24 protein-coding genes and 1 pseudogene are annotated in these 19,350 nt (G+C 39.5%); all 25 read right to left on the bottom strand.

Features of this window, described 5'->3' with window-relative positions:
* Positions 1 to 7: 7 nt before the first annotated feature.
* The gene (locus POF51_RS26345; RefSeq protein ID WP_271756424.1) at positions 8 to 880 is read right to left on the bottom strand and encodes an S-layer homology domain-containing protein; all 873 of its coding nucleotides are present in this window, start codon (positions 878 to 880) and stop codon (positions 8 to 10) included.
* Positions 864 to 1,484 (bottom strand): hypothetical protein, encoded by a 621-nt coding sequence (locus POF51_RS26340; RefSeq protein ID WP_271756423.1) that lies wholly within the window; start codon positions 1,482 to 1,484, stop codon positions 864 to 866. The genes POF51_RS26345 and POF51_RS26340 overlap by 17 nt, the downstream gene beginning before the upstream one ends.
* Positions 1,485 to 1,801: 317 nt before the next feature.
* The gene (locus tag POF51_RS26335) at positions 1,802 to 2,386 is read right to left on the bottom strand and encodes a hypothetical protein (RefSeq protein ID WP_271756422.1); all 585 of its coding nucleotides are present in this window, start codon (positions 2,384 to 2,386) and stop codon (positions 1,802 to 1,804) included.
* A gap of 11 nt (positions 2,387 to 2,397) precedes the next feature.
* Positions 2,398 to 2,817: a hypothetical protein gene (locus POF51_RS26330; RefSeq protein ID WP_271756421.1), complete on the bottom strand. Its 420-nt coding sequence runs from the start codon at positions 2,815 to 2,817 to the stop codon at positions 2,398 to 2,400.
* A 235-nt stretch (positions 2,818 to 3,052) separates the two neighbouring features.
* Positions 3,053 to 3,487 (bottom strand): hypothetical protein, encoded by a 435-nt coding sequence (locus POF51_RS26325; RefSeq protein WP_271756420.1) that lies wholly within the window; start codon positions 3,485 to 3,487, stop codon positions 3,053 to 3,055.
* Positions 3,488 to 3,652: 165 nt separating this feature from the next.
* Positions 3,653 to 3,865: a hypothetical protein gene (locus POF51_RS26320; protein ID WP_271756419.1), complete on the bottom strand. Its 213-nt coding sequence runs from the start codon at positions 3,863 to 3,865 to the stop codon at positions 3,653 to 3,655.
* A 25-nt stretch (positions 3,866 to 3,890) separates the two neighbouring features.
* Entirely contained in the window at positions 3,891 to 4,061 is a 171-nt protein-coding gene (locus POF51_RS26315; RefSeq protein WP_271756418.1) for a hypothetical protein, read from the bottom strand.
* A gap of 492 nt (positions 4,062 to 4,553) precedes the next feature.
* Entirely contained in the window at positions 4,554 to 5,510 is a 957-nt protein-coding gene (locus POF51_RS26310) for a hypothetical protein (protein ID WP_271756417.1), read from the bottom strand.
* A complete protein-coding gene (locus POF51_RS26305) occupies positions 5,510 to 6,490 on the bottom strand; it encodes a hypothetical protein (RefSeq protein WP_271756416.1) in 981 nt (326 codons plus the stop codon). The genes POF51_RS26310 and POF51_RS26305 overlap by 1 nt, the downstream gene beginning before the upstream one ends.
* Positions 6,491 to 6,492: 2 nt before the next feature.
* Positions 6,493 to 7,848, bottom strand: a complete 1,356-nt coding sequence (locus tag POF51_RS26300) for an ATPase, T2SS/T4P/T4SS family (RefSeq protein WP_271756415.1) — start codon at positions 7,846 to 7,848, stop codon at positions 6,493 to 6,495.
* A gap of 247 nt (positions 7,849 to 8,095) precedes the next feature.
* Positions 8,096 to 9,334, bottom strand: a complete 1,239-nt coding sequence (locus tag POF51_RS26295; RefSeq protein ID WP_271756414.1) for a hypothetical protein — start codon at positions 9,332 to 9,334, stop codon at positions 8,096 to 8,098.
* Between the two features lie 31 nt (positions 9,335 to 9,365).
* Positions 9,366 to 10,268 (bottom strand): SAF domain-containing protein, encoded by a 903-nt coding sequence (locus POF51_RS26290; protein WP_271756413.1) that lies wholly within the window; start codon positions 10,266 to 10,268, stop codon positions 9,366 to 9,368.
* 546 nt (positions 10,269 to 10,814) lie between these two features.
* On the bottom strand, positions 10,815 to 11,297 hold the full coding sequence (locus POF51_RS26285) for a hypothetical protein (protein WP_271756412.1): 483 nt from the start codon (positions 11,295 to 11,297) through the stop codon (positions 10,815 to 10,817).
* Between the two features lie 79 nt (positions 11,298 to 11,376).
* The gene (locus POF51_RS26280; protein ID WP_271756411.1) at positions 11,377 to 11,634 is read right to left on the bottom strand and encodes a hypothetical protein; all 258 of its coding nucleotides are present in this window, start codon (positions 11,632 to 11,634) and stop codon (positions 11,377 to 11,379) included.
* A 197-nt stretch (positions 11,635 to 11,831) separates the two neighbouring features.
* Positions 11,832 to 12,293, bottom strand: a complete 462-nt coding sequence (locus tag POF51_RS26275; RefSeq protein WP_271756410.1) for a hypothetical protein — start codon at positions 12,291 to 12,293, stop codon at positions 11,832 to 11,834.
* Positions 12,294 to 12,391: 98 nt separating this feature from the next.
* Positions 12,392 to 12,604: a DUF3006 domain-containing protein gene (locus tag POF51_RS26270; protein ID WP_271756409.1), complete on the bottom strand. Its 213-nt coding sequence runs from the start codon at positions 12,602 to 12,604 to the stop codon at positions 12,392 to 12,394.
* Between the two features lie 13 nt (positions 12,605 to 12,617).
* Complete coding sequence (locus tag POF51_RS26265) at positions 12,618 to 13,823, bottom strand: MBL fold metallo-hydrolase (protein WP_271756408.1); 1,206 nt, start codon at positions 13,821 to 13,823, stop codon at positions 12,618 to 12,620.
* Between the two features lie 72 nt (positions 13,824 to 13,895).
* A complete protein-coding gene (locus POF51_RS26260; protein WP_271756407.1) occupies positions 13,896 to 14,354 on the bottom strand; it encodes a hypothetical protein in 459 nt (152 codons plus the stop codon).
* Positions 14,355 to 14,490: 136 nt separating this feature from the next.
* Positions 14,491 to 14,560 (bottom strand): annotated as a pseudogene (locus tag POF51_RS32235) (IS200/IS605 family transposase); the annotation flags it as partial.
* A 57-nt stretch (positions 14,561 to 14,617) separates the two neighbouring features.
* Positions 14,618 to 14,914: a hypothetical protein gene (locus POF51_RS26255; RefSeq protein ID WP_271756406.1), complete on the bottom strand. Its 297-nt coding sequence runs from the start codon at positions 14,912 to 14,914 to the stop codon at positions 14,618 to 14,620.
* Positions 14,886 to 15,074 carry a hypothetical protein gene (locus POF51_RS26250; RefSeq protein WP_271756405.1) on the bottom strand — a complete coding sequence of 63 codons (189 nt, stop codon included), beginning with the start codon at positions 15,072 to 15,074 and terminating at the stop codon, positions 14,886 to 14,888. The genes POF51_RS26255 and POF51_RS26250 overlap by 29 nt, the downstream gene beginning before the upstream one ends.
* A 431-nt stretch (positions 15,075 to 15,505) precedes the next feature.
* The gene (locus POF51_RS26245) at positions 15,506 to 15,949 is read right to left on the bottom strand and encodes a hypothetical protein (RefSeq protein ID WP_271756404.1); all 444 of its coding nucleotides are present in this window, start codon (positions 15,947 to 15,949) and stop codon (positions 15,506 to 15,508) included.
* A 73-nt stretch (positions 15,950 to 16,022) separates the two neighbouring features.
* Positions 16,023 to 16,328: a hypothetical protein gene (locus POF51_RS26240; protein ID WP_271756403.1), complete on the bottom strand. Its 306-nt coding sequence runs from the start codon at positions 16,326 to 16,328 to the stop codon at positions 16,023 to 16,025.
* A gap of 720 nt (positions 16,329 to 17,048) precedes the next feature.
* Complete coding sequence (locus POF51_RS26235) at positions 17,049 to 17,645, bottom strand: hypothetical protein (protein ID WP_271756402.1); 597 nt, start codon at positions 17,643 to 17,645, stop codon at positions 17,049 to 17,051.
* Positions 17,646 to 18,292: 647 nt separating this feature from the next.
* On the bottom strand, positions 18,293 to 19,348 hold the full coding sequence (locus POF51_RS26230) for an RNA-guided endonuclease InsQ/TnpB family protein (RefSeq protein ID WP_271756401.1): 1,056 nt from the start codon (positions 19,346 to 19,348) through the stop codon (positions 18,293 to 18,295).
* Positions 19,349 to 19,350 lie beyond the last annotated feature (2 nt).

Below are 19,350 nucleotides of genomic sequence, written 5' to 3'. Positions count from 1 at the left end.
CCACTTGTTAGTATCTAATCATTACGTTCTTCCTCGTTAGTTTTGGTAACTCCAAATATTCGTAACTAGACATCTCTTGACTCCACCCCGGAAGCTGGGAAGTGAAAGACATGAACTTCACATCGTTGGCCTTGATAGAAATCTTATCCCCAGCTTTAAAATAGAGTGTTGTATTATCTTTCTTTAGAATTACACCAAAAATATTCAACCCATTTACTTTTGGAAATATTCCTGTCAATGTGCTTCCTTGAATTTTTAAACTAGCGTGGAACTTCTCTGCTGCCTGACGACCAAGTATCATACCGTTAAAATCCATATGAAGAAGTTTGAATATCGCTGCTCCTTCTCCACGTAAAAATGCGCTTTCACCTGTTTGCCCCCAAACTTTTTCCATCCATTTTCGTGCAATCATGTACTGATAATTGGATAAGATGGGGTTCTTACCACCGCGATATGGTTTCCAAGCGTTAACGATTAGCAGGGAAGCCTCTTCTTTACTAAGACCTTTATTTGGATCTATCTTTATACCAGATAGTATTCCTGCTTTACTTGCCTTTTCATATACATCCTTTGCCCAATGACCTACTGGTACCTGTGAAACACTAGCCTTTTCCTTCAATTGCATTAATGTGACTAGACTTGTCAAAAATTGCCCTTGTGTCATCTGTGCGTCTGGTTTGAATGATTCATCTGCATATTTCCACATCACTTTTTTGCTTATTACATAGTCAATCGCTTCTTTATACTGGTGGTTGCTATAATCAGATTTCGTTGCTACTTTTTGTGCTTTCGCTACAGATACAGCGGGAGTCCCTCCCACGGTCAATACCCCTGTAGCGATCAAAGTAGCAACCAGCAGACCGTTAACTTGTTTTTTCATTTAAAATGCCTCCTTGAGGTTCATAATTTTTCGTTGCATAAACTTCTTCCATTTTTCTAAGCAATTTCGTAGCATATTCGTAATTGAGCGGGGCTACTGTGCCGTCCTTGATCCCAACCCAAGCCTCTACATCTTGAACACTTACTACGTGTTGACCAACTTTTTTATTAATAGCCAGAGTAACAAAATCTGCACCCTCTCGTAATGAGAGTGTACGAATTGGATTTATAATGCAGCCGCATGGAACGACTCCATAGAACTTAGCTGATTCATACACATCTCTATACTTTGGATCAGTAACTTCCTTAACTTCGATAGGTTTAGAGGCAATGTCACCAAATTGGATCATTACCATTCGAAGAAAGTCCCCCTGCAAAGGTTGTTCATACGTCTCCACGTCAGAAGAAATGAGGCCTCTATTCTTAGCCCATTCAATATCGGATGAAACAACAGTCTCCGCCTTAGCATCAGAACTAGGTTGATTGATCATCATACCACCAAAGAAAGCTCCTGCGACCATAAACACTCCAGTCACTCCAATTATGACCTTCCCTTTTACTCCACTAAAAAAACCTTTCTTTTGTTGTGCAACGCTTTTTTCCATGATTTAACGTCCTTTCCATTCTAGTATAGTTGATTGCAGTTTGATATACAATTACTGGTGTGCAATAAGTGGTTCGGTCGTTGTTCGCCATAAAAACACAAAAGCGGATCAAATCCTTCTTCCATACTTGAAAGAAAAGGATTATGATCCGCTGGTATTTCCAGACAGCCAACTATGAAATTAATGGTTCTAGAATGCATGTTTCTCCCAGCCAACAGGCTGATACCGAGGAAAATGACAAACGTCTACCTCATCAAAAACAAGACTCTTGGACTCACTATACCATTTGTTACTAATTTTAGCTACATCTTGTTTCTCTAGAAACGAAGTTCCTGAACACTAATCACCGGTATGATCTGACGGCCCAATTTTGGAATAAGACCTGGATCATCTACGTACGCTACAGCAACAATACTGGGTCCAGTCATTACTTTAGGCGGCAGCTCATATGTTTTACCGTTTGCAACAAGTGTGGCCCGCAATACGGAGCCCGGCCCCATATTCATCATACTCGTGGTTTTAATCGAATTGCCAGTCATCGTTAATGTCACATCATATGAATCGTGCCATTGTTGAAAGTCGATGTATTGCCACCCTACGTTAACATTCGTCTTTGTAACCGAGTTAGGAGCTGGGGTGTACTTCCCTATATCATCCCATGTATAATTCCCATTTTGGTTCATCCGATTATGAAATCGTTCAAGCGCTTTGGGCATATCAATCTCGATTACCCCTTGACGTTTGAGGTCTTCTACTAGCGCGAATGATGCATGATGATTAGCATTATCAATCAAACGTTCAATCTCCATTTTTTTGCCGGTAATGTCATCGGTGTCCATCACCAACATACCTGCATAAAGCAAAACGAAATGAAGAAACAATCCAAGTAAGAGTTTGGGCATGGTATTATCTCCTAAGGGTTTGCATCATACGGAAGAGGCTCCATGGTTCCATGCATCGTATATACAAAATCACGGTTGCTTTGAAAAAAGGAAACCAGATTTGGTTTTTCATAGGTTAGCGTGCAAGTAAACTCGTCATTATAGGTTAGTGCTCCATCACTAATACCTTCCGTACGTCTTACTTTGATTTGTAACTTGTTAATATCGAGCCGAAAGTTTTTTGTCGCTATTTCGTCTTCTAAATACGAAAGTAAAAGGGGTTGAGCATTGACGGGGTCTAAGTTCCCCTCTGCCTCTATCTTCTTTACGGCATCTGCTTGCAGCTCACGCATCTCTTGTTTTATTTGATTAACAACATGTATTTGAATAAATGCTGCTGCAATAACCAAACTTACAAAAATGGAGAGTAGCGTCCCAAGATAGTTATTCAAATTCTTTTCCCCCTTGGGGTATCGGTAATCTAACTTTGCATTCTAAGAAGAAGCTTGAACTTTGACTCTTGAGACAAAATCAATTTGTCCCCCAGGTATTCATAAATTTAAGTAAATGATCGAAGAAAGCGATTGTTTGAGGATTAACAGAACTCGGATCTGCCGTAAAGGTATATACTCCCATGACGAGGGTGAAGACACAAACAACAATGATTGAAATCCCCTTAACCATTTTTTAGCCACCTGCCTTAAATGGGATGTACTGACTCTCTCTTTCATTGATAAAGTGAAAGTCTCCATTTCCTGTTCGTAACCAGTTAATGAGCACTGTAGTAAAACTTGGCTTGATTCGTGTTTCTAACTGTACGAAATTTTTCTTAGGATCTACTTCACTATAAACAGGCTTCATTGCGCGGTTCGAGGGATCTTTATGAGAGGGAGAAAAATACGCACCCGTCGATTTACTTAATCCCTCTTTCTCCAATTCTTTTGAGTAATAAGCAGAGACAACGGGGTCTAGGTAACCAGATCCCGCCATCTCTTTCATTACCTGTACATGAATGGACCGGGCTACAGCCTGTTCGTCTTCGTACACATAAGAGATGAAAGCTAGTGTTACGAGTATGACAAACGTATATAGCGAAATTACGCTAGATAACATTTCGGACATCGTGTACAGACTCCCTTAACGATCCGTATTCACATTCTTGGATACGATCCTTGATTTTCTGGCATCATGTGCCTCATCCATATTTTTAAAACTATCCAGGTTCAGTGTTCCTCCTGCTATCAGTATCATGAAGAGTGATAGCAGGAGTGTTATTAGAATTTTCATCTACTTCACGATGTTTACAGAAGAGCTTCCTGCTTGCATTTCTGGAACCTTAGAAGTGCCGTTCATTGGGTCAGACTCGATCGTTGAAAGCTGTACCGCAGACTTCTGACCAAGTTCAAATCCTCCAATTGATACACCATTCACAAGTACCGTGATCGTAAACACCAAACCAACTACTAGCCCCGCGACTTTTCCAAACGTTGAATCAAACATTCTATTACCTCCTAAAATATCCTTGTTATTTTGGGACTATCTCCCACATGTTTTCGGTTACTTCCTTTTTTAAGCTTTTCTTATTAGCGTCATTTGGATCGCCAGCAATAGCAGGTGTAAAGTCAGTAAACACATAGGTAATGAACATCAAAGAAAATACGATAGCCACAACTTTTCCGAAGGTCATGCTAAACATGCAAAGCTCCTCCTATTCATTACTTAAACAGGTTCACCTCCCTTCTATTAAGTACAACGTTAGGATAATAACTACCAAACCAACGATTGCTCCGGCTATTTTTTCAAGCTTATAATCAGACACCGATTTTCCTCCCCTTGTCGTGATACACGCATGTTGTCGGTTACTTCCTTCTTCAGACTTTTCTTATTTGCATCGTTCGGATCACCTGCAAATGCAGGAGTAAAATCGGAAATACATAGGTAATGAACCCTAACGTAACTACTAGAACGACAACTTTACCAGTGGTAATGTTAAATACATGGATCTCCTCATCAGATTACTAAATGGGTTCACCCCCAAAATATAAGTAGTAGGTCATGAGAAAACCAAGTACCCCAATAATTAATCCTGCTAATTTACTTTTCCGTGATCTAAACATCCAAACACAACCTCCTATTTCTTATTTGCCTTATTTAAGCCCCCTGTTTTAGCGGGTGTACAATGGGCACTTTACCACCCAATCAAGTTACTTAACTGTTGCTTCAAAAATTGATACCATGGTAAGAAAATAGCCCCGACACATACTGCAAATGGACCGAAAGCGAAAGTATTAAACCCCATTTCGAGCATCTTTACACCCTTCTGTTCATCGGCAGAGCGTTTCTTTTGAATGCCCATTTCGGCCCTTAAGATTTGATTATCTTTGTTCTCAGGATTATTAATAATATTGAGAATGGTATTCTTAAATAGGATTGCCTCTTCCATACCGATTTCGTTAACGAATCTCTCCATCGCTTCTTTCGGATCTTTTTTAAACAGATCAACACGCGGTAGGTAGTTCTTTAATAAGCGTGTACCAGCCAGCGATACTTCGAGCATTCGATATGAAGTTTCGTTATGCAGGTCTCCAAGCCGATTGAATGCACGTATAAAATCGTATTGGAGAATGTAAGAACGTTTCTTCGCCTTTGAGTTTATGTAGAAATACAAGATCGCCATTGCCCCTGTTGGATAAAAAAATAGGCTGAAGAGCGGGATTGAATAGATTTTATAAATCATCCAATCAATCACGGATTGCATCATTACCATGATGGAAACAACAAGACCAGTACCTACTAATAGTAAGAACCATTCTCTTGCATTTAAACCTAGTGGGGAATCTGCCATTTTCACCAGACGCTCAAATTGCCGATACGTCTTGGTTTTACCAAGAAAAGTTCGTTCAACACGGCTTCCAATATTATTGGCAGCTTTTCGTAATGTTTCGATTTGCTGCTGTTTTGTAGGAGTGGGTTTATCTAACCGATTACTAGCTAGTGTTAACATGGACATCAGGAAAAGACCAAATGGTATGGCTACCATTAAAATGAGGCCAAGGCGTAAAAGAAGATGTCCTTCTCCACCAAACCCAACTACATACTGAAATCCAAGTATGGTATCCTTTATGGCATCCAACAAATCACCCATTATAAACGATCTCCTTTTTTAGCCCAGATAAGCGCTCCAATAAAGGATACAACCAGAATGACGATGCTGATTGTGATAAAATTGATTCCTTCGGGTGTTGCAAAGTAAATTTGCTTTGATTCTGGGAGTAGTGACATGTTTAGCTGCATTAGGCCTAATGCGAAAATTGCTAATATTGTCATCAGCGCGAAGACAACTTTGATTGTCGCGTTTCTATCCAGGTCGACAGATTTAGCAGCCCAAAGAGACAACGACAAATTATTTAGTGCCCCTTCTATCTGCTTATACTCTCCCGTTTTACCGCTGATAATGATAGCTGCAAAATCATGTGCCCATCCAAAATTGAGGATTTCAGCAAACTTGTTCATTGATTTTTCGAAGGGTTCCGTTGAATCTGCAATACAAAGATTCAAGTAATTAACTACCGATCGCATTTCTTCTGGACAGCGATCACCTAGCTCTTTAAAAGCAAGTGTCACAACTCGGTTATAATCTAAATAGGTTTGCGTATATCCATCTACAAATGGTAGAAAAACTTTCCTTGTATCTGAAGCCACACTCAAGAAACTAATATAGATGATAATGATTGGGAAAATAAAACCGACGATTCCAGTCACCCCAGCTAATATGAAAGAGGCCGTAACCTTAAGAAAATAGATGAAACAAAACACCCCTAAGGCAACAGAAGTGACGAGAAAAGAAAAAGGATCGTATTTCGGTTTCAACCCGTCTCCAATAATCATGAGCCACATTTCAAGATTATCGAACCATTCTACTTTCCACTCTTTCTGCCATCGATTAATGTTTTTTAGACTACTTTTTCTCAGATTGTCGTAGAAACCGTTGGTGCGGTTATTTGGACCGAGTCTTGACCCAAGAAACAACAACAAAGTGAATAATCCACCTGCAACAAATAAGGCAACCGTGACACTAAGAAGGAAAGCCCCCCAATTAACATTTGCCAGAAGTGAAGGTATCATGTTTATACCTCCCTTTTTAAATCTGTCAGCCCTAAGCTACGGAGTATTTCAAGATCCGATTTGCCTTTATTAGTCATAAAACGTACCATTAGATCTGGTAACATTTCTCCCGTCCACTCTAGCTTTTTACTCGTGTAATCATATTTTGCTAGTACTCTCGCTCTTGGTTCTGGCTGAATGTAATCCCCTCTAGGCGAGAAATGTCCTTCCTGCATTTCTGGTAAGAAAATACTGTAATCGATTCGTTTTCCACCGATATTCTCCAGGACCCATATGATATCAAGGCCTGAAGCTATACTACGGTAGACATCAACTACATTCGTTTTTCTGTAATCATTCACAAGGACTGCGAATTCTCGGATAGCAGATACGGGATCATCGAGGTCCGGAACACGTAAATGATATGTCATGACAGTTTGGTCACTACCCCTAGAACAACTCAATAATGCATAATGCGCTTCAATTCCTTCTCGTGGCTCAGCAAAAACGATTGTATGAGATCCATTACGGAAAACATCTCGTTGTACTGCTGAAAAGCCCATATCATCTATATCTTGAAGCTCAACAACTGATCCTGGCCACTTCAATTGAAATCTCATCTCATGCTCTGATTCATAGATCGTAATATTCTCTGTCTCTGGATCTTTAAGGAGCAACAAGCCGATTTGTCGAGTTGTTTTGCCTACATTTTGCCCCCCACCTACCATAATATTTAGGCGACCTTTCACACTTTGTTTTGATAGCTCGCGCGATTTTTCGTCCATTTCCTTCATGTCATCTAAGGAAAATGATGGTGTTACCAACCTCCTAGTTCGAAGTGATCGCGAAAATGCACGAGGCGGAATATACGATTGGATACGTGTCTCACTTGATTCGATAAATCCTCGTAAAATAGGGTGGGACTTATTGTGGGGTTTCTGACAGATCTCTTCCAACCGCGATTGAATTGATTCCATCTCTGAAGCATCTGGCATATAGTTGTAATAGTTTTTAATGACACCACTTTCCACGTACCGTGCTATTTGATTTGCACTGATCCAAACGGACTCAACGGACGGAGACAAGCTATTAATTGCATCGTATACACAAAGTCCATATATTCGATAGACAAGGCCATCTTCAGGTGGTACATTCGGATAGATTTTATGTTCATCGCCGAGAACAATATTTTTCTCTTTTAACATAGAAGCTAAGTCTGAAATGAGATTCTGTTTTGCTACCCGGTCATCTTTCTTTTGAATATTCGCGATCCAGTTTTGAACTAGTTCTTTTTTATCAGCACTATTAATTTCTCGCATTTCTTTGTAGTAATCCGTGATAATATCGATCACTTCATCTAGCGATTTACGGTTGCTCATCAAGCATCACTCCGTCTATGACTTATTCAATTCGGCCATGGGGAAGCGGTTAGTCTAAGTGGTGATAGCTCCCTTACTACTCGCCTTCAGTGTAGCTCGTACGTGGTTAGCTTCACCTATAGACGTCACGATTCGACCATTTTTTATGGCTTCAAAAAGTGACCCGAACTCCTCGAATACGACTACTGCATTCTTTCGTTCACTTACAGAGCTTCTCCGCATTGGTTAAGCAATCTGCATCGATTCCTTAATTAAACAGCAGCCTCTTTCTCTTGATCACAACGGTCAACTCAATGCCCCAATTGTAAGAAACAAAATCCTTAACTATCGCTTTTGGTGGTTCCATAATGTCAGTTGAGCTCAGTTTCGGAATGAGCCCTCGCTCATAAGAGACTACTCCCATGACTGGCAATCCAATATACTTCTCAATTTCACTTTTCGAAACGTATGCCGAGTCGAAATGAGTAATGATGACTTCACTTGGTAACTTATCAAGAATATTCTTGAAGCTCAGTGTGCGATTTAGTGAAAAACTATCAGGTCGAACAAATACAGAAACCTTATCCGCTTCTCTCAACAAGCGAATTTGCGCATTCGATGAAGTCCGCAATTGCCCTGCATCAAACGCGATAACATCAAATTCATCTCGGACTTTATCTAAGAACATCACAATTTCGTTAGACGTCCATTTATGCTGATCCTGAACAGCGTTTATGACTTTCAAGTTGGGAATGGATTTGTACGGTGTATTGTATTTAAAACTTGTTTTCTCTAGTTTTTTCTTTTGAAACGCCGTTATGAAGTAATCAAGACGATAATTCTCTGAATTTGTAGCAACTACTAAATCCTTCTTATCTTCGTTCAAATCAACTAAAAGGAACTCTTTCTCTGGATTTAATTTGGCTAGATAAGGGAAGTGGTATAAAGCAAATGTTGTCGCCCCTGCTGATCCTGGACCTGTTAATGCAATAACATATCCATCTCTTCCCTTCGCTTTCTCAGTTGCCCCCAACAGTACGGTAAGCTCGTCGATTTCATCGCTCTCATTTTCCTCTGAAGTATTCCCTTGGATTTCTCCATCAGATTGCCCATACCCAGAAAGTTGATCTGCAACTTCTTGGTAGGTAAGGTTAAATCCAAGTAAGCTAACCTGCCCTCTCCAGTTTGAAACTTGAACAAGCTCGCCAATTACCACCTGAAGATGATACTGGTCTTTTTCTGACTTCGGTATGATAAATAAGGTTTGATCACTTTTCGACAGACATCCCATTACTTCGGGAATCCATTTATATGCTGATTCAGACATATCAGAAGTGACGACGAGTACGATTTTAGGTTCATACTCGCGTAATCTCTCTAGCATTAGCTCGTAGGTGGAAACGTTCATTGCATCTACTTTCTCTGGAATCGCATTTCGAATAGATGCTGTTTCAGGCAAATACTCTTTTGCTTGAAGAGGACGGGATGATAGAACAAGTGCAATCATTGTGTAACACTCCTTTCATAGCCTTGTGCAGTTATGGTTTTACTTGCTGCGTTGACTGAGTCTTACTGCTTTCTTGTTGAAGCGGGAATCCTGCTGGCTCCACTTCACCCTTGTTAGTAAGAGTCAACTTCTCCGCTTGAGGCATATAAACACCGATCTGTACGTCTCCATATTTCAATGCTTCCGCAAATATCTTGTACTGTTGATCGGTCCAGTTAAAGATGATCCTACTAGGAATAGCGGACGGCGCTCCGCGATACGTCTTCTGTAGTCTTCTTTGCGTATCAGAAGAGGTTTCCGGTTTATTATCAATAAACTCCCCTACAGCTTGGGTAGCGTCAGATGCTGGTGCTTGCAAACTAAAAATTTCCTCACCTTGTGATCCTTTTACCCCTGCTACTTGGCTGGTAAATAGGAAATCTGAAGCTGCGCCAGGTGTTTGCTTAAACTCAATGGGAGGTCCTAATTGCTCAATCATTTGCTCTTGTTTCTTTGCTGAATATTTGACCCATACTTTAACGAAGTCACCTTTCCGAATTTCAGTCATAGGTGAAAATTCATTTATCGGGATCTCGTACCTTGCTTGGTCCAAATTCGGCAGCATTTTCTTTGCATCCACTAACTTCCAATCCAGTAGCGGTTCCCCATTCGCAACCGGTATCCATGTCATCTTGCCGATTATCTTGGGGAGATTCGTTGAAGCAATCATTCCATCTATTAATGCCGAGTTTTCAACTCGCATAGTTTCCAAGTCTGATTCAACTATCGGAGTATACTGGTTCAGTATTTTACCCTTTCGTAATACGAGGATTTCCTCATAGTTTTCATCACGAAAAAACTGCTGGGATTTTGTAAAAAGCAGATTTCCCGCTAAACCTGCTGCTATGAATGAGATTACCCCTAATGTGATGACTTTCTTCTTGTTTACATTCACGCCTACTCCTCCATTTTTCTTGGGATATCCGTGCATTTAATATCCGTTACAAGGTCTACGATCCTTGAAAAAATCAATGAAAAAAATAAAAGCGTACCCGTTAAACTAATTAGCCGTAGCTAACTAGTTTAAAGGTACGCTTGGGATGTCCAGGCGAAGTATTTAGTCTTTTTACCTAACTGTATGAGACTTTTGTTCGATTTGAATTATATCATGTTACTATTTTTACCGCAAGTAAGATTATCCATTTCAGGGCATATCTGAATGGTTAATGAGGGAGTAAAATCGCAGTCTTTCATCCTTTACAATCGTCAGATTAATTGATCACTTCACTTCACTACATAACCCTATATCTAATGGATTCGATTCTATAGTGAATCCTCGTTTTAGCATTTCCCGCTCTAATACACCTAACGTTTTTTCATACTTTGGAGTAGCACTTTCTTTTGACAATTCATGATTAACACGCAGTGCTTCATCAGATGGTATGGAGTTTATGACCTTATCCAGTTATCGGTCAAATTAATCTAGGCCAGCTTCCTATAATTAATACAAGTATGTTCTATCTTCATCTTGAGTCTGTTCATAGCGGTCTATATTCATTTCATTCGATGAGACATGATTAGAATGATACGATTCAAAAGCCACAGCACTCTGGAGATCCTCGTTTTGAGATACAAATGAAGTTTTCTTATCAATACTAGATAACCTTTCAGTGCTTTCTGATTTACCAAACTGCAAAAATACTCTTTGTTTCCCGTAATATGGGATTGTTCCGCAACTGTTCGGCTGCAACCAGCTATCTTCTCGCTTATAGGGCTCAAATCTGCTACCTTGTTCTCTTCGTTTCTTTATTATTTCCAGGTACCCCTTTGTATCTGCATCCAATCCGTCTACATTAATTGACTGATACGGATCATTGTGATTGATAGGATTAGTATGTACGAGTCTCCGCTTCCAGACAATAATAAGCGAAACAAAAACTACTACCGTTAACCCACCTATCCCTAACACTATGTCAGCGGACATGTTAGTTCCCCTTTCTCGTGAATCAAGCGATAGCTTACAAGAATGATCATAGGTGATGGAGTGTTTCCAGTTTCGACTACTATAATGCAGCTTTGGTTAATTTAATCAAGCTTGTTACTCGTTCCCAGTACTCACGATCAACACTATGTTTTTGGGTAAACTGTTTGAAAGATAGTAGTTGTCCTCGTTCATGAAATAAGTCTTCCATTGTTATGTCGGGACTATCTTCACTTATTTTTAATGGGTTAAATGATGTAGATGTACTGACATCTGGATTAATCATTATTATCTTTCCATCCATTTGCTTTATCAGCTGCTCAATAAACTTATCATCCATTTTTCCAGCCCCTTTTGAGAATTCAATTCCCTACAAATATACTGATCTATTACATGTTCTGGTTTAGTCGATGATTCCACTACATTCTCCGATCGTTTACGACAACTGTACTGATTTAACTTCCTCGGTAGTCATAGTTTTTTCCTAAGTACCGATCCCTATAATTAACTCCCCAGTTCTCAATAGAAACAAAGCTTTCATACTTCCTTACTTATCCCAGGAAAACAATGCGCTTTCATTAATTCCATGAACTCTTGCAACTCTTCAGGGACTAATAAGGTTTTGTCCTTGGCAGTAATTGCAGCCTTTAGTTTATATCCATCCCTACGCCCTAATTCATAGAGTCTTTCGTAAGCGTCATAAGTGGCACGCATCCATTTATCTAAGAATTCTTCAGGGACAGAAGATGTTTTGAGATCAAGCTCACGTAAAGCATCTATTATTGTTTCGCCTTGAACGACTGGTAACCATAAGCCTTGCCCATTTAAATACAAAGCTAGTTCGATGCTTTGGATATCATTACCTGTACTGATAAACTCGATATTATCAAGCATGGATACAGCAGGAGCCAGAGCCACCCAAATACCATCTCCGTATCTCTCGCGCCAACTAAGCATTGCCCAATCATGTTTATCGATCAGTTCGTTGATAATTTGCATACATAACCCTTCTTTCTTCCGCCAAGCACAATGAAATCTTCCATTTTCTTAATGAGCATCGCGGATAAATATCACTGAATCAAATCGCTGTTTCATTCTCAATCTTCCCAAATACTATCCATTAACTTTTTGATTTCAGCACTTCTTGTTTTTGTTCCTTCTTCATCCTTAGTCCAAATCCCATCAATTAGTTCAACTGTATCTCCAGCAATTACACCGTTTTCAACTTTACCTTTCTCCACATCTTGAGTTTCTCCATTGACCTCAATTACTACGTAATCACCTTCAAAGCGATCAACAATTCCTTTCATATAAAGCCCTCCTTTACTTCTCGCATGCTACACCATCATTATCTCTGTCTAAGCCGCTTCGGTAGCCGGGATCTCCTTTGTGGAGTGGTGCAGCTCCAGCTGCCTTTGCTTCACTGCAATTCTTATAATAAACAGAATCAACTTGCTTTGGAGAGACTACACTTGGTGTTGTACCTGTTAGCGTACTAGTGTCGCTACTATTCTTAGTTTCAATGGGCTTCCAGTCATTACCCGAAACACTGATATCAGTTCCATTGGATGTGAAGACAATATTCCCCTGTTCGTCATTCCGATAGATCTTAATCCCTTTTTCTGAAAGTCGATTCAACACTGCGTCTGTGGGATGACCATACTTGTTCCCTTTTCCACTTTGAATAACAGCATATGATGGATTCACTTTATCTAGAAATTCTTGACTAGTCGATGTCTTAGAGCCATGGTGACCAACTAGGAGTACGTCCGATTTTATATTTACCTGAGACTTTAGCAAGTCAGACTCACTTTCTCCTTCCGCATCACCCATGAACAAAAACGAATTGTTACCGTATGTTAGATGAATGACAGCACTCATTTCATTTGCGTCCTGATATGTACCAATAGGAGCTATCATCTCAACTGATGCATTTGGTTCCCATTCTAATTTCAAACCTGCTTTTGCAGTGGAGACTTTTAAGCCCTTCTTAGCAATCTCTGTAATTACACTCTCAAATGTCTTCGTATTTGATTGAACTTTAGGCATATATACCTTGCCTATTTCAAAATTTCGAATGACGGCATCCATACCTCCTGTATGATCTGCATCTGGGTGTGTCCCAATGAGAATATCAACCTTTTTGACGTTTTCTTTCTTAAGATAGTCTGTAACTACCTGTTCTTTATCGTTATTACCAGCATCAATAAGGATCGTTTTACCTGTTGGGCTAATGATTAGTTGCGATCCACCTTGACCCACATCTATAAAGTGGACAGTTAGTATCCCGTTCGTAGTTGATGTAGTTGTGACGGTTGAATTGTTTGACTGGTCTTGGTTGGGTTTCTGGTCAGATGAACTTGCAGTTGTGGAAGTGGTGTCTGTGGTGTTTGAAGTAGTTGTTTTTGCGTTTGTTGCGTTTACTGCTGGAGTGGCTTCAGTAGACGCATTACTACTTGCACAACCATTGAGCATGAGCACACATAGCAGTGCTGAAAAGAAAAGTTTATACATTTTAGTGTGAAACATAAAATCCTCCGATTGTTTATCATCTATTCTGCACTACAACGAGATTTTTTACATTTTGATTGAACGTTAACTTTAGAACTCAAAGCCCTTCTCTTTCATTTCCATTAACACCCAGTCTGTTGTACGATTATCAAGACATAAATCAATACTTTCGAACTTCTCGCAAATTGCGGTCAACTCCTCAGGAGTTTCTGGGTTGAAGTTATCAGTCTTGTAATCAAAGCTGTCATGAAGTACAGCGAATTGATCAAGTCGAACTAAAATATGTAGCGCATCTCCGCCAAATCCCTTAACAAGCGTAACTTTATCTAGAATCTCAGGAGTATCACGGATAGTTATCAGTAGAGAAGCTACGACAGAATCAACATTTTCTATTCCAACTGGGATTAACTCTTTAAATTGGGGAAAGTCTTTCGCTAGGTCGTCAAACGGATACAGATACTGATTTATACTCTTTACAATTACACTACTATCATTAGATATAAACATTGAATTGTTGGAATCTAAGTCTTTTATTGAATCATTTCTCATTGTGATTACCCCTCTTTCTAGATTAAAGTACCTTTTTAGCGCATTAGTTTTTTAACTTTTTCCAACCTTACTTTATACTTTTCTAAATTTGGAACTCTGTCAGGTCTTTGTTTACTTGCAATCTTATCAAAGACATAGATAGCCTTTTCAAGAAACAACTCTTTTAATCGAATGTCTACTAGCTCTTTCAAAACCTTTTTACGATACGTTTGAGACAAATGTGATTTTAACCAGCTCCCTCCTATGTTTAAACAACTAATAGGTTAAATCAGCGATTTTTCACGAAGTTCATTAACCGTTGTTTCATGGTAATACCAAGATGTCTGGTAGCCCTCAATGTTCAAAACCTTAGCTCCAATATCGCCTTTCTTTGCTAAATCTCTAAGACGGTCTACATTGACTCCTCGGCGAGTGTAATAATGGGCCGATTGCCAACCATCTAATTTTAGCTCTTTTGTGAATGGCTTCAGTTCATCCGTGTAATTTTGATTGTGTTTATCATTTCTTTCCTCCTTACACGGTTTTGATAAACTACTCTTCTTCCACTTCACCAGTACCAACGAAATACAATCCGAAAGTTGCCATTGCCATTCCAATTAGCATGACCATATATCCTGAAAGGCTATCTGCATTAACGAAGTGATTTAATACTATGCCAAACACACATAGAATCATCGTTACCCTAAAAAAAGGGCGAATACTGACCAATAATGTTTGCATTATCATTCACCTCTTATACATTATTGTGTAGTGACAAAAACGGCTTATGCCTCTCAGTTGCAAGCGCTTGGCCTCGGCCCTTTAATACGTTTGATAAAACGCAAGTAATGTAACAAAACCTATAATGCAGATTATAGAGATATGACGATGCTGCCGTTTCTTAGAAATTAAGATCGTATAAAGGCTAATGGCCATGACTAAAATATATGCGTACATCAGTATCATTCCGAAGAAGATATCAATATTCATTGGAAACCTCCTTGTTAAAATTCAACCGATTGTATGTCGCTCATGGAGTTTTGCCCTTGCATCGATACGCACCATTATCTACTCTCGTATCAAGTATTCAGGCAAGTGATCCCCAAGGCTATTCAGAAACTACTGTGTTAATCCACATGAATTAGTTATTCAAACCTCCTGGGGTTCGACAGTTAAAACAGACGCCACCATGGTTTTTTCATCTTATACTGACTTTTATCAAGCAGCTTATTCAGCTCTATTAAGTCATCTTCTTCTAACATGAAAAGAGTGACTTTCATTTTCATCTGTTTTATTAATTCGATTAATGCTACGTTGTTTTGAATAATTTTCTTTTCCTGTTCATGATGAAAAAAGGAACGGTCAATTATCATCCATTCAATTCTTTGTATCAAACTCAAAGAGTTATCAATAAATTTTTGTTCAAGAAGCATATGGCGAATTCCTATAGACTCAAACCATTCACGTTTGTACGCATGGCTACTTTCAGCTTGCATAACATCATATATCAGACACTTTTCCTTAACCTTAAGAAAATTAACCACATATCTACGCTGATCTCTACTCATTTCTGTGCTAAGTACAGGATAGTATTTTATCTTTGTAGACCCAACCAATAGCGTCTATACCTCCTTTATTGTTCATTGAAATTCTCGCTATTCCACTCAAAATATGAGTAATCACCACACATTACACATTTGCCTTTATCACTTTTAATAATGCACTACATATTTGTATCTCTTCCAGACTCATTCGTTCAGAATCATTACATCGAGCTAAATAATCACTAAAATGGGTCAAACCCAGAGCATAATTGTTATTGAAAACTGAATTACATGCATTAAACAAATCATGAGAAGTCGCTTTCTCTTGCAAATTAAATTCTTGTCGCTCTAACACTGATAGAGCTGCCGTTACAGCACTTCTTATTTCTTCAATTGATGAGCCCTCACGTATATGATCTATTTGGTCGTTTAACTGGCTTTTATCAAACATACCTTCCCCTCCATAAAACCACCAAATGAAAGTAATATTTAAACTACAAACAGAATTACTTATTCAGCAAAAATGGGGTAATAATATATAAAGAACCGTAGGAAACAGTCATGATGAGGAAACCGGTTAGCATCGTCCTCTTTCTTCTCTTCCCCTCTGAATCATTAGAAGTAAAGCTCCATAGGATACATAAAGTTATTGCTCCTAAGATATAAATAACAGTCATCAGATTTGTCATCTTTTTGATATCAAAGAAAATCTTGCTAACATAGAAAATGAAAATGCTCATAATTGTTAGTGAGATTAACCCCGCAATTATCTTTTCGATCCGCATTATTCTCCCAACTTCTTCCTCTAAAAAAGATGCTGTTATACGGAATTACCAAGGCTATCAACTCCGCTATACCGTCGAATGCACTCCCGCACAACAAGTTACCATCTGCCTGTAAGTAATCGTTTCGAAAAGATCACGCCGATAGAAACAGGCAATAAATACACAAGGGCTTTTATTAAAAATGCTTGGACCTCCTCTAATGAATACTGATCTAAAAGGCTGGAGACCACTCCAGTTGCTAGATAGTAATAGATCGGATATATCAGTATAAGAAAGACCAGAATCATTTTCCTCATCATTTAGCTCCCTTTCTACATCGATTCCAAAATACGATAAATACCCTCCTTCCATCGAATTCCGTTCAGATCACAATTACAAACCTGTGATCATTCTTCCAGAATGTAATAACACATCGGAGCTTTCCCGCTCTGGCTTCTCTCAAAATCTATTAAGCCTTGGGAAAACAACGCCTCTCGCGATGAAGAGATTGTATTATTCGCAATGCCAACAAACAATTTAAAGTCCTCACGCTTCACTAATATGGGGGATGAACCCTCAAGTTGTTGTTCGATTCGAAAAAAATGTAAAGCAAGATACATCCGTAATGCTGATTTTGGTACAGTAAATAGCTTTTCCACTACCTGCGGACGTAAGGTTATGTATCGTATCTTCTCATACGATCGTTCACTAAAAAGATAGTAGTTTTCGTTTGTCTTAGTTTGTGTTAATTCAAGAATCGAACCATCGATCAATCGTCGTATACCGTACGTGACCGTATCGCTACTCGCACCAAGCTTTTGCTTGAGTTCTGTATAACTAACTTTAAACCAGCCTTCTGAGTTGGTTCCATTCACGCAGCGAAAGTACTGAAGTGCTAAGAAAATGACCATTACGGCCTTTTGTTCGTCTAAGAGCTGGTCATATACCAGGAGATCCATGAAAATTTTATCGTGATGATTTGACTCGATGGTGTTGTCCGCCATAAAACTCATTCCCTCCATAGGAAAACAATTCTTCGAGTTCTAGTATAGAGGAATGGCTAAGATAAATCCTAGCCCCAGTACATGAGTACATGATGTACACCCATACGCCAATTAGGGTTGCTTGATCAACAAGTCCATAAAGGAAGCGAGGAAACGGGATGCCACCCCCCCAGAATAGTTGAATGCGCCCTACGACCGCGTCGCTAATTAAGTGTGAAAGCAACCCATATAAAGCAGCAAGAGCTACGAGTTTATCACCGTTAAGTAAAGCCGGGAGAAGGAGCATGACCCAAGAGTGTGTCAAGGTCCGGTGTCCAATCCCTTTTTCCACCAGCCATGATATCGGCCATATCCATTTCCCGGCTTTTACTTTTTGCTTTATCAATATCTGGAAGTAATGCCATGGTAGAGCCGACGAGAAACCCTTTCTAAGAAGGATACGTAAAATATCCCGCATCAACTCTTAAAACAAGGTGTGTTTTCCATGTCATTAGGCATTGAGATTCCCACTCCTAAAGGGGCAAGCTAATACCTTCGGCACCAGTGGGATTCTTGGGTGGTAGTCGGACGTGCATTTCTGCTATCCGTAGTTCCCCCAAGTTCAGGGCTGTCTCATCAGCCCGTCCTAGTTCAGAGCATATAGCTAACTAGGCTGACAGACTGTTACTATCTGCCACAGGTTGACGCATGATATTGATGGCACCAACCCGATCACGATGAGCGTTGAATCCGCATAAACATTCGTACTTTCTGTCTCTCGCTTTGTTCTTCTCCCAGCAGGCAGGACAAGATTGAGAAGTGTAGGCAGGATGAACCTCGACAACCTTTATGCCGACAAGGTTTGCTTTGTAGGAGATGAATTGTTGAAGCTGATAGAAAGTCCAACTATGCAGATTCTTTGCGTTTTTACGGCTTGTTCTTGCCGTCTTTCGAATATTCTCTAGTCGCTCAAGCTTGATTATCGATACACCTTCTTTCATGGCCATATTGACTATTTGACGACTAATCTTATGGTTTTGATCTTTCATCCAACGTTGCTCTTTATTGCCTAACTTACGAATAGCAGACAACTTTTTAAGTTTACCTAATTTACGTCTACGTTGTTGGTACTTTCTTCGTATGTACTTGTTCTGCCTGCCGTTTCCAAAAAATAGGGTTTTATCTGTAGAAGTTACAGCAACAGCAGGAACTTTCAAACCGAGGTCGATACCCATGATATTTTCGTTGTTTGATACGCTTGTAGGCACTTCTACCGAAATGTGAGCGTACCACTTCCCTGACTTTTCGATGATGCGTATCAACCCAGATTTTCCTTTGCTTAACAGTTTCCTATCTCGGCTAGTCATCGTAGTACGAAACGCTGTTTTCTTCGTCTTTCCATCTACAACGATGGGGAATGCAATGGTATTGTCAGATATCGTGTAGTTTTGATTGTTGACGAAATAGACAGATTTTTTAAGAATTGGGCGAACACCAAGTTTCTTGATTTTACGGAAAACACTTTTGGCATCACGAATTGCTTGATTGCAAACGGCAGATGGAAGAATGGTATCTACATCTTTTGTCGTCATTTTCGGAAATGTTCCGTGTTGTTCAGCCTGTTCGGTTAGTTGATTGACTACCCGAATATACTCTTTTCCTAATGGATGAAGAACGTCTGGTTGATCAGGAAATAGGCGAAGCTTAACTGTTAATGCTTGCATGT

Origin of the sequence: Brevibacillus sp. AG, from assembly GCF_028369215.1 — a bacterium.
GTDB classification, from domain to species: Bacteria; Bacillota; Bacilli; order Brevibacillales; family Brevibacillaceae; genus Brevibacillus; species Brevibacillus porteri.
This window is presented reverse-complemented; position numbering and strand designations above follow the sequence as displayed.

Excerpts from the sequence above, each read along its gene's own strand:
- POF51_RS26325 (WP_271756420.1), bottom strand. The coding sequence starts at position 3,487 with ATGTCCGAAATGTTATCTAGCGTAATTTCGCTATATACGTTTGTCATA.
- POF51_RS26250 (WP_271756405.1), bottom strand. The coding sequence starts at position 15,074 with ATGCAAACATTATTGGTCAGTATTCGCCCTTTTTTTAGGGTAACGATG.
- POF51_RS26285 (WP_271756412.1), bottom strand. The coding sequence starts at position 11,297 with ATGTCCGCTGACATAGTGTTAGGGATAGGTGGGTTAACGGTAGTAGTT.
- POF51_RS26300 (WP_271756415.1), bottom strand. The coding sequence starts at position 7,848 with ATGAGCAACCGTAAATCGCTAGATGAAGTGATCGATATTATCACGGAT.
- POF51_RS26270 (WP_271756409.1), bottom strand. The coding sequence starts at position 12,604 with ATGAAAGGAATTGTTGATCGCTTTGAAGGTGATTACGTAGTAATTGAG.
- POF51_RS26230 (WP_271756401.1), bottom strand. The coding sequence starts at position 19,348 with ATGCAAGCATTAACAGTTAAGCTTCGCCTATTTCCTGATCAACCAGAC.
- POF51_RS26265 (WP_271756408.1), bottom strand. The coding sequence starts at position 13,823 with ATGTTTCACACTAAAATGTATAAACTTTTCTTTTCAGCACTGCTATGT.
- POF51_RS26295 (WP_271756414.1), bottom strand. The coding sequence starts at position 9,334 with ATGATTGCACTTGTTCTATCATCCCGTCCTCTTCAAGCAAAAGAGTAT.
- POF51_RS26275 (WP_271756410.1), bottom strand. The coding sequence starts at position 12,293 with ATGCAAATTATCAACGAACTGATCGATAAACATGATTGGGCAATGCTT.
- POF51_RS26280 (WP_271756411.1), bottom strand. The coding sequence starts at position 11,634 with ATGGATGATAAGTTTATTGAGCAGCTGATAAAGCAAATGGATGGAAAG.
- POF51_RS26335 (WP_271756422.1), bottom strand. The coding sequence starts at position 2,386 with ATGCCCAAACTCTTACTTGGATTGTTTCTTCATTTCGTTTTGCTTTAT.
- POF51_RS26240 (WP_271756403.1), bottom strand. The coding sequence starts at position 16,328 with ATGTTTGATAAAAGCCAGTTAAACGACCAAATAGATCATATACGTGAG.
- POF51_RS26320 (WP_271756419.1), bottom strand. The coding sequence starts at position 3,865 with ATGTTTGATTCAACGTTTGGAAAAGTCGCGGGGCTAGTAGTTGGTTTG.
- POF51_RS26315 (WP_271756418.1), bottom strand. The coding sequence starts at position 4,061 with ATGTTTAGCATGACCTTCGGAAAAGTTGTGGCTATCGTATTTTCTTTG.
- POF51_RS26260 (WP_271756407.1), bottom strand. The coding sequence starts at position 14,354 with ATGAGAAATGATTCAATAAAAGACTTAGATTCCAACAATTCAATGTTT.
- POF51_RS26305 (WP_271756416.1), bottom strand. The coding sequence starts at position 6,490 with ATGATACCTTCACTTCTGGCAAATGTTAATTGGGGGGCTTTCCTTCTT.
- POF51_RS26340 (WP_271756423.1), bottom strand. The coding sequence starts at position 1,484 with ATGGAAAAAAGCGTTGCACAACAAAAGAAAGGTTTTTTTAGTGGAGTA.
- POF51_RS26235 (WP_271756402.1), bottom strand. The coding sequence starts at position 17,645 with ATGGCGGACAACACCATCGAGTCAAATCATCACGATAAAATTTTCATG.
- POF51_RS26310 (WP_271756417.1), bottom strand. The coding sequence starts at position 5,510 with ATGGGTGATTTGTTGGATGCCATAAAGGATACCATACTTGGATTTCAG.
- POF51_RS26345 (WP_271756424.1), bottom strand. The coding sequence starts at position 880 with ATGAAAAAACAAGTTAACGGTCTGCTGGTTGCTACTTTGATCGCTACA.